Source organism: Thiohalocapsa sp., assembly GCF_019695415.1.
In the GTDB taxonomy this organism is placed as follows: Bacteria; Pseudomonadota; Gammaproteobacteria; order Chromatiales; family Chromatiaceae; genus Thiohalocapsa.
Genome location: NZ_JAIFKJ010000111.1, coordinates 1 through 9,568, shown reverse-complemented (window position 1 = coordinate 9,568; position 9,568 = coordinate 1). Strand labels below are relative to the sequence as shown.

Below are 9,568 nucleotides of genomic sequence, written 5' to 3'. Positions count from 1 at the left end.
CCGTCCACGCCGGTGCAGGACTACCGGCTGCATGTGCAGGCCTTCCAGCACCACTTCGCCGCCATCTTCGGCATGGATGCGCTGGAGCGGCTGCGCGGCTTCTCGCCGTCGGAGATGGCGCTGCCGAACCACCCGGACGTGGCCTATGAGTTCGTCAATACGCTCAAGGAGTGCGGCTACCAATGGGTGCTGGTGCAGGAGCACAGCGTCGAGCAGACCGACAACGGCTGGCACCCCCAGCGCCCGCACCTGCCGCACCGGCTCACCTGCACCAACTCCGAGGGCGAGACGGTGAGCATCATCGCCCTGGTGAAGACCCAGGGCTCCGACACCAAGCTCGTGGCCCAGATGCAGCCCTGGTACGAGGCCCAGGGGCTCGAGCGTTGGGAGCTCGCCGGCAAACAGGTCCCGCCGCTGGTGACCCAGATCGCCGACGGCGAGAACGGCGGCGTCATGATGAACGAGTTCCCGGACAAGTTCATGGAGGCGGTGCGCGCCGCCTCCGGCACCGACACGCCGCTGATGAACGGCAGCGAGTACATCGAGCACCTGTTCGCCCTCGGCATCAAGGAATCCGACCTCACCGAGATCCGCCCGGTGCAGCAGGGCAAGATCTGGGAGCGCATGCAGCCCGGCGACGGCCCGGAAAAGCTGGAGCAGGTCATCGAGGCGCTGAAGAAGGAAGACCACCAGTTCCACATGGACGGCGGCAGCTGGACCAATGATTTGTCTTGGGTGAAGGGCTACGAGAACGTCATCGGCCCCATGGAAGAGGCCAGCGCCCTGTTCAATGAGAAGGTACTGAAGCCCGGCACGCCCACCGACGACCCGCGCTACCGCAACGCGCTGTACCACCTGATGGCCAGCCAGACCAGCTGCTACCGCTACTGGGGCCAGGGCCTGTGGACCGACTACGGCCGCGAGATCTGCCGCCGCGTCATGGACATCGTCAACTACGATTTCGGCTGAGCTGCCTTCGCGCACTCTGTGCGAGCGGCCTCCGGCCGCGACACCGCGATGCCTCTGGGAGCGGTCTCCGGCCGCGACGACTTCCAGAGCGCGACCACAAGCCCGTCGCGGCAGGGATGCCGCTCCCATGGCGCTGAGGCGGCAGCGCGCTGCGGATACCCGTTCCGCGGAGCCGACCAGCGCAACGAGGTTGTGATCTGATCGACCTGCGGGAGCTGTTCGACGAAGCGCGATCCGTCACGGATCACTACGTTGTATGAGCCGGACCCGGTCGCTGCTGATTACCATCGATGCCGGAATGGGTAGGCAGTCGCGAGCCTTGCACCGGACGGTCAGCGCCGCCTGCAACTGCCTGAGCGAGCGCAGCTTCTCTTCGAGCAGCGCGTCGATGCGGGAGATGTGCTCGGCCCGATTCATGGGCTCAGCACTTTCAGTGCACCATGGCCGCCGCGTCCAGCAGCACTTCGACACCGGCGCCGGGGCGGTGCGCCTGCTCACTCAGGTGGCGCCGCCAACGACGGGCGCCGGGGCGGCCCTGGAAGAGGCCGAGGATGTGGCGGGTGATGCTGTTGAGCGGCACGCCGGCGGCGAGCTCACGCTCCACATAGGGCACGAAGGCGTCCAGCACCTCGTGCGGGCTTGGCGGTGGCCTTGGGTCTGAGAAGATCAAGCGGTCAGCGTCCGCCAACAGCCAAGGGGTCTGGTAAGCGGCGCGGCCGATCATGGTGCCGTCGAGTCGGTCCAGGAAGCCTACGGCCTGCTCCAGCGTCTGTATGCCACCGTTGATGACCATCGGCAACCCAGGGAAATCCTGCTTCAGACGTATCACCATGTCGTAGCGCAGGGGTGGCACGTCTCGGTTCTCGCGCGGGCTGAGGCCCTGGAGCCAAGCCTTTCGGGCGTGGACGATGAGGGCATCGCAGCCGGCGCTGGCGATGGCGTCTGTGAAGGCGGCCAGTTCTTCATAGCTGTCGCGCTCGTCGATGCCAATGCGCGTCTTGACCGTCACCGGCACAGTCACTGCGGCCTTCATGGCAGCGACGCAGTCCGCCACCACGCCGGGCTCCGCCATCAAGCAGGCGCCGAAGCGTCCGTTCTGCACGCGGTCCGACGGGCAGCCGACGTTGATATTGATCTCGCAGAAGCCGGCATCTTGCCCAAGCCGCGCGCAGTAGGCCATATCGACCGGGTCGGCGCCGCCGAGCTGCAGCGCCACCGGGTGTTCGGCCGGTTCGTGGCGGAGGAAGCGGGCAGTCTCGCCGTGGATCAGCGCGCCCGTGGTGACCATCTCGGTGTAGAGCAAGGTGTGCCGGGTTAGGAGCCGCGCGAAGTAGCGGTAATGGCGGTCCGTCCAGTCCATCATCGGGGCGACGGACAGGCGGCGGCGCGTTGGGTGCACTGCGCTGTCGGTCATGAGGCTGCGGTGGTCTGTGGCTGTCACTTCAGCATTGGGGCCGGTCTTATTTTCGTCCAGTCTTCCGCCGCAACGCTTCTCTTGGGGGCTGGCGGCCGGCGCTTGAGCCTCAACGCTTAAGGCTGAGCGCTGGGCCTGTTGGGGGTGGTCTCCCCGAGACACCAAGGCTTTGCCACGAGTCGTCACCCGGCTAGTGCGTGGATACGCGGTGTAAAACCCCGTGATCCATATCCTTGAATGCGGCGCCAGGCTTCGTAACCTTGCGCGCGGAACATTAGAATGTTCCGATTCTGTATATTGGGTCGGGTGCAGGGGGCTCGCCGGCGCGCTCGCGAGCAGTACACCCGCTAGCGGACGGTCGTCCATCAGGTGCGAAAGCCCCAAGGTCTTGGCGCAACCGCCCGCTTGACCGGCCGCCCAAGACGAGAACACTCAAGAAGACCGCCCCCTAAACAGAGCGCTCCACACCCACCGCAGCCCGGAAGCCGTTATGAAAGATCCCGCAGTTCATCCCGACAAAGTCGAAGGCCACACGGAGGTCAAAGAGACCACCTGCTACATGTGCGCCTGCCGCTGCGGGATTCGCGTCCACCTGCGCGACGGCCAGGTGCGCTACATCGAAGGCAACCCGAACCACCCGCTGAACGAGGGTGTGATCTGCGCGAAGGGCAGCTCGGGCATCATGAAGCAAGTGTCGCCGGCGCGGCTGACCAAGCCGCTGCTGCGTAAGAAGGGCGCCAAGCGCGGCGACTCGGAGTTCGAGGAGATCTCGTGGGACCAGGCCATGGACCTGCTAACCGAGCGCCTCGGTCGGCTCCGCGCCGAAGACCCCAAGAAGTTCGCGCTCTTCACCGGCCGAGACCAGATGCAGGCCCTGACCGGCATGTTCGCCAAGCAGTTCGGCACGCCGAACTACGCCGCCCACGGCGGCTTCTGCTCCGTGAACATGGCCACGGGCATGATCTACACCATCGGCGGGTCGTTCTGGGAGTTCGGCGGGCCGGACCTGGAGCGGGCCAAGCTGTTCGTGATGATCGGCACCGCCGAGGACCATCACTCCAACCCGCTCAAGATCCAGATCAGCAAGTTCAAGCGCCGCGGGGGGCGCTTTGTCTCCATCAACCCCATCCGGACCGGCTACTCGGCCATTGCCGACGAATGGGTACCCATCAAGCCCGGCACCGACGGCGCGCTCTTCCTGGCGCTGATCCACGAGATCCTGAAGCTCGGCCTATTCGACCGCGAGTTCCTGGTGCAGTACACCAATGCGCCGGAGCTGGTCATCGACGACCCGAGCCGCGACGACCACGGCATGTTCTATCGGGACCCGGACGCGGAGATCGTCGAGGGCTGCACGGACCCGCAGAACAAGCTCTGGTGGGACCGCAACAAGAACGGTCCGGTGTTGACACACACGGAGGGCGGCGACCCGCGCCTGATGGGCAGCTACGAGCTGCCGGACGGCACGCCGGTGAAGCCGTCCTTCCAGCTGCTGAAGGAGCGGGTGGAGCCCTATACGCCGGAGTGGGCCGAGAACATCACCGGCATCCCCGCAGATACGATCCGCCGCCTTGCCCACGAGATGGGCGTGACCGCGCGCGACCACAAAATCGAGCTGCCCATCCGCTGGACCGACTGCTGGGACAAGGAGCACGAGACCGTCACCGGCAACCCGGTGGCCTTCCACTCGATGCGCGGGCTCGCGGCGCATTCCAATGGCTTCCAGACCATTCGGTCCTTAAGCATCCTGATGACGGTGCTCGGTACCATCGACCGCCCCGGCGGCTTTCGCCACCGCGCACCATTCCCGAAGCCCATTCCGCCCTGCCCGAAGCCGCCGAATCACCCGGATGCCGTGCAGCCCGAGGCGCCGCTGGAGGGTCTGCCGCTGGGCTGGCCCGCTCGCCCCGAGGACCTCTTCGTCGACGACGACGGCAAGCCGGTGCGCATCGACAAGGCCTTCAGCTGGGAGTATCCGCTCGCGGCCCACGGCCTGATGCACAACGTCATCACCAACGCCTGGCGCGGCGACCCCTATCCCATCGACACGCTGTTTCTGTTCATGGCCAACATGGCCTGGAACTCGTCGATGAACACCACCGCGGCGCGGCACATGCTCACCGACACCGACGAGAACGGTGAGTACAAGATCCCCTTCCTCGTGGTGTGCGACACCTTTTCATCCGAGACCGTCGCCTTCGCCGATCTGGTGCTGCCGGACACCACCTATCTGGAGCGCCACGACGTGCTCTCGATGCTGGACCGGCCCATCTCGGAGTTCGACGGGCCCGTGGACGCCGTGCGCCTGCCGGTGCTGCCGCCCAAGGGCGAGTGTCGTCCGTTCCAGGACGTGCTCATCGAGCTCGGTGGGCGCCTCAAGCTGCCGGCCTTCACCAAACAGGACGGAAGCCCCAAGTACCGCAATTATCCGGACTTCATCGTCAACTACGAGACCTCGCCGGGCTCCGGCATTGGCTTCCTGGCAGGCTGGCGCGGCAAATTCGGCGAGAAGTACCTCAAGGGCGAGCCCAACCCGCGGCAGTGGGAGCAATACGCCGCCAACGGCTGCGTCTTCCACCACGAGCTGCCGCGCAGCTATCAGTACATGCGCAACTGGAACAAGGGCTACCTGCATTGGGCCCGGGCGCATGCGCTGACGCGCTGGGCAGAGCCCATCATGCTGCACATCTACTCGGAGGTGTTGCAGCGCTTCCGTGCCGCCGCGCAAGGCAAGTGGCCCGGGCGCCAGCCCCCCGACCACCTACGCGAGCGCATCGAGACCTTCTTCGATCCGCTGCCCTTCCATTACGAGCCGCTGGAAGGCCAACTGGTGGACAAGACGCGCTTCCCGCTGACGGCGCTGACCCAGCGGCCCATGGCCATGTACCACAGCTGGGACAGCCAGAACGCGTGGCTCAGGCAGATCCACAGCCACAACTATCTGTTCGTAAACCCCAAGCTTGCCATCGCCCAGGGCATCGAAGACGGGGACTGGATCTGGGCGGAATCCCATCTGGGCCGGGTGAAGTGCATGTGCCGCTACTCCGAAGCCGTGGAGCCCGGCACGGTCTGGACATGGAACGCCATCGGCAAGGCCGCCGGAGCCTGGGCGCTCGATCCGAAAGCCGATGAGTCCAAGAAAGGCTTTCTGCTGAACCACCTGATTGGGGAGGAGCTGCCTAACGGCGGAGCCGGAAACCACTTCTCCAACTCCGACCCCATTACCGGCCAGGCGGCTTGGTTCGACCTGCGGGTGCGAATCTATAAGGCCGAGGGCCCGCAAGAGGGCCAGATCACCGAGCCCCAGTTTGCGCCCATGAAGACCCTACCCGGCCAGGACGTCCGGCCGCGCGCGCGCTGGCAGACCTATGTGGCCGGGGTGTTTGGGAGAAAGTAGTTGAGAAGTACGGAGTACGGAGTACGGAGTACGACGGCCACTCTCGGGGTGGAGGCCTATGGCAGGTGTACGGCGCTTTGAAGATTGGCTCGCGTGGAAAAAGGCCCGCGCGCTGACCGCGGAGATTTATCGGCTCAGCGACGTTGGGGGCTTTCGACGTGACTTCGCTTTGCGGGATCAGGTCCGTCGAGCTGCTATCTCGATCATGTCAAACTGCGCTGAAGGTCACGAGCGTTATAGTCGTACCGAGTTCAAGCGCTTCCTGTCGATTGCGCGTGGCTCTGCCGCGGAGGTCCGAAGCCAGCTCTACGTCGCGCTGGACCTGAGCTACATCGACTCGCCTACATTTGCCCGGCTTGTGCAGGATTGCGTCGAAATCAGTCGCATGATTGGCCGCATGCATGCCACAGTCGATGAGCAGCAACCCAATGTCCAGATATGAGCGACCTGGCTGTCAAATTCATCGGCATCAAGTGATGAGGTTCGGCGGTCCCCAACCGCGGCCCTTCATACTTCGTACTCCGTACTCCGTACTTCGTACTCTCCCCAACCGCATTCTCAGTTTCCCGATACCAGTAGAGCCATGACCCAACTCGCCCTAGTAATCGACCTCAACGTCTGCGTCGGCTGCCATGCCTGCGTGACCTCCTGCAAGCAGTGGAACACCTCCGGCTGGGCCGGGCCCATGGTGGATGAAAATCCCTATGGCGCGGACCCCACGGGGACGTTCTTCAATCGGGTGCAAACCTTCGAGGTCGGCAGCTATCCGGCCACGGAGACGGTGCATTTTCCGAAGTCCTGCCTGCATTGCGAGGAGCCGCCGTGTGTGCCTGTCTGCCCCACCGGGGCGAGCTACAAGCGTGAGGACAACGGCGTCGTGCTGGTGGACTACGACAAGTGCATCGGGTGCAAGTATTGCTCCTGGGCCTGCCCCTATGGCGTCCGCGAGCTGGACGAGCAGCAGCAGGTGATGAAAAAGTGCACACTCTGCATCGACCGCATCACCGATCAGTCCCTGCCGGAGAAAGAGCGCCAGCCTGCCTGTGTACTGGCCTGCCCGACGAATGCCCGGCTCTTCGGCGACGTGCACGACCCGGACTCCGAAGTTTCCGTTGCTATCCGCGAGCGCGGTGGCTACGCGCTGATGCCTGAATGGGGCACCAAGCCCGCCAATCATTATCTGCCGCGGCAGAAGACGCGCATGCACATCAATGAAGACGAGCTGCAGCGTGCCGACAATCCGCTGACCAAGGAAGACATCACTGTTTATACCGGTGAGGAAACCTTGGACGACGTCACCTGGTGAGTATCGAGTTTCGAGTGGCGAGCAGCGAGGCGCTGTGTCCAAGCGCCTGCGGGCTCGTTACTCGTCACTCGCGCGCCAACGCTCTCCCTCGATACTCGCAACACGCTACTCGAAACTAATACTATGCATCCCGCCTTCTCTGTCATCTTCCTGACCACGCTCATTGGTGCCGGTCAGGGTCTATTTCTGGCTCTCTTCACCGGGCAGCTATACGCCAGCATCAAGCTCATCGATGCCCAGGGCGCGAGCTTCTACGCCGTTGGCAGTGCCCTATCCCTAGGTCTGCTTATTGCGGGACTCGGGGCCTCGTTCTTCCATCTCGGCCGACCCGAGCGGGCCTGGCGGGCGGCGTCCATGTGGCGCACATCCTGGCTATCGCGAGAGGTCATCGTGCTGCCCATGATGATGGGCGTCGTGTTTTTCTACGGCTTGTTCCACTATCTCGGCTGGACCCAGCCCTGGTTCGTGGCGGGAGACGGGGCACTGCCTATCGACGCCACCATGGTGCTCGGCTTTGCTGGCGTCATCGTGGCTTTTGCGCTTTTCGTCTGTACCGGGATGATTTACGCGAGCGTCAAGTTTCTGGAGGAATGGCATTCGCCCTACACGATCGGCAACTTCACATTCCTTGGCATGGCGTCAGGCTTCATGCTCGCCGCCGCCTATTCCGCCTATCTGGGCAATCATTTGGTGGGCTTCTATGGCACCTGGGCGGTGATCTTCACGCTGCTCGGGCTGGGCACGCGCATCGCTTCGCTCATTCGCAATGCGACGCTCAAGCACAAGAGCACGCTGCAGACGGCCATAGGCGTGCGGCACCGCAAGATCGTGCAGAAGTCTCAGGGTTTCACGGCTGGCTCGTTCAACACCCGGGAGTTCTTCCATCACCAAAGCCCCGAGTTCTTGCGGCTGGTGCGGATTGGCTTTCTTGTGCTGGTGTTTCCCTTGCCGCTGCTGCTCATTGGCGTGTCCTACGTGCTGGAGTCACCGACGCTGCCCATCGCCGCCTTCGTGATCCAGTACCTAGGTCTGGTGGCGGAGCGCTGGTACTTCTTCGCCGAAGCCAACCACCCGCAGAACCTTTACTACCAGAGTGTTGCGTGATTCCGGCTACGACGCCCGCAGCAGCACCTGACACTGCGCCGGCGGCTGTGGCCGTGGCTTGGGCGTGTTGGACGAAGACGTGCTGCTCGGCGTGCGCGCCTCCAGACTGAACCACCATGCCAGTTCAGACCCGCAGCCACTGCCCATAGGCACAGGGGCCTGCTGCCGGCAATGGGGGCTGCCGGGCGGGCACTTGAGGCGGACATGCATGTGGGCGTCGTGACCCCACCAGGGGCGGAGCTTCCTGAGCCACTTGGCGTTGTCCTCCTGCCTGCACAGGGCGCGCTTGATGCCGGGGTTGACCAGGATGCGGTCGACGGCCGGGTCCTGGGCGGCGGATTTGATGAGGAACAGCTGGTCCGGGCCGAAGCGCTCGTTGAGACTGAGCTTCTTGGGTGTGAGCATCGTCGGCGGGTCTCGGTGCTCCGGCGTGGAGCGGACGGCCTCCGCCGGCGAGTCCGCTAGGGCCAGCCAGATATCCACGTCGAGCCCGTTCTGGTGGCTCACATGGGAGGAGCTCATGCGCCCACCGCGCGGTTGGGCGAGGTCGCCGATCATGATGTAGCGACCGTTGCGGGCGTGCATCTGGCGACCGAGGTCTTGGATTAGCCGAATGGTCTCCGGGTGGCCGTAGTAGCGGTTGCGGTGGCGGCGGATGCTGACGAAGCCGGTGCCGGTGGATGGCAGCGTCTCTGCACCGTCGATGCAGCCATTGCTCGGGCCACCGATGGCCGCCGGCGCGCCGAGCGAGACGTGCTGGATGCGTGACCAGGGTGTGTCGGCGCCCGCGGCTGGCAGCGTGGCGGTCGACGCGAGCAGAGCAAGGCCCAAAGCCCCTAGGCCCGGGCGGTGGCACAGATGCGGCAGTGCCAGGTACGCGCGTTGTTGAACAGACGGCATGATTGGATTCCCCCAGGATGCTGCAGCGCATTTGTACACGACAAAGCGCATGTTAGCCCAAAGCAGCGGTTAGGGGGCGCTATCAAGAGCCGCGGGCCCGATGTTAGACATTTGGGCGGACCAGCGGGCGCTTGGCAGTCAGCGAGTGGGCGCCCGCGTAGGCGCGCGGGCGGGAGATTGAGGTCACGCCGTCCGTGGCGTTGGAGCCGTGGTGAGTGCTCCTCGGGCGTCCGGCCCCGATGTGTGCGGTGGCCCTGTACCCTCAGGCTCAGGCGGCCTTCTTCCGCTTCTTGCTGGCGCGCTTTGCGATCAGTGCCCCGCGCATGATGAACACGACGAACAGACTCGCAACAAAGCCTGCCACGGCCACGGCACTGCTCACGAGCACGGGCTTTGCCTGCGGCTCGGAAATACCGAGCGTGTTACCGACGGCGATCAGGGTTGGATTGTCCGCCGGCACGGCGATGAGGAAGGCGCA

At 64.5% G+C, this 9,568-nt stretch carries 8 protein-coding genes and 1 pseudogene; 5 read left to right on the top strand and 4 right to left on the bottom strand.

Features of this window, described 5'->3' with window-relative positions:
- The coding region (locus tag I6U14_RS02525; RefSeq protein WP_296896634.1) for a glycosyl hydrolase family 57 at window positions 1-969 on the top strand (969 nt) is incomplete at its 5' end.
- A 237-nt stretch (window positions 970-1,206) separates the two neighbouring features.
- Here the strand turns inward: I6U14_RS02525 and I6U14_RS02520 are convergent.
- Both I6U14_RS02520 and dusA read right to left on the bottom strand, forming a co-directional pair.
- Window positions 1,207-1,386: a hypothetical protein gene (locus I6U14_RS02520; RefSeq protein WP_296896632.1), complete on the bottom strand. Its 180-nt coding sequence runs from the start codon at window positions 1,384-1,386 to the stop codon at window positions 1,207-1,209.
- Between the two features lie 13 nt (window positions 1,387-1,399).
- On the bottom strand, window positions 1,400-2,383 hold the full coding sequence (dusA, locus tag I6U14_RS02515) for a tRNA dihydrouridine(20/20a) synthase DusA (RefSeq protein WP_296896630.1): 984 nt from the start codon (window positions 2,381-2,383) through the stop codon (window positions 1,400-1,402).
- A gap of 490 nt (window positions 2,384-2,873) precedes the next feature.
- Between dusA and soeA the strand changes: the two genes are divergently transcribed.
- The 4 genes from soeA to soeC all read left to right on the top strand — a co-directional run bounded on the left by soeA (window position 2,874) and on the right by soeC (window position 8,190).
- Window positions 2,874-5,780, top strand: a complete 2,907-nt coding sequence (gene soeA, locus I6U14_RS02510) for a sulfite dehydrogenase subunit SoeA (RefSeq protein WP_296896628.1) — start codon at window positions 2,874-2,876, stop codon at window positions 5,778-5,780.
- Between the two features lie 58 nt (window positions 5,781-5,838).
- Window positions 5,839-6,222: a four helix bundle protein gene (locus I6U14_RS02505; protein ID WP_296896627.1), complete on the top strand. Its 384-nt coding sequence runs from the start codon at window positions 5,839-5,841 to the stop codon at window positions 6,220-6,222.
- A gap of 141 nt (window positions 6,223-6,363) precedes the next feature.
- Window positions 6,364-7,086, top strand: a complete 723-nt coding sequence (gene soeB, locus I6U14_RS02500; RefSeq protein ID WP_296896625.1) for a sulfite dehydrogenase subunit SoeB — start codon at window positions 6,364-6,366, stop codon at window positions 7,084-7,086.
- A 123-nt stretch (window positions 7,087-7,209) separates the two neighbouring features.
- Window positions 7,210-8,190, top strand: coding sequence for a sulfite dehydrogenase subunit SoeC (gene soeC, locus I6U14_RS02495; RefSeq protein ID WP_296896623.1), 981 nt, complete (start codon window positions 7,210-7,212; stop codon window positions 8,188-8,190).
- Window positions 8,191-8,196: 6 nt separating this feature from the next.
- Here the strand turns inward: soeC and mepA are convergent, their stop codons facing one another.
- Both mepA and I6U14_RS02485 read right to left on the bottom strand, forming a co-directional pair.
- Entirely contained in the window at window positions 8,197-9,090 is an 894-nt protein-coding gene (gene mepA, locus I6U14_RS02490; RefSeq protein ID WP_296896621.1) for a penicillin-insensitive murein endopeptidase, read from the bottom strand.
- A gap of 268 nt (window positions 9,091-9,358) precedes the next feature.
- Window positions 9,359-9,568, bottom strand: a pseudogene (locus I6U14_RS02485) (hypothetical protein); the annotation flags it as partial.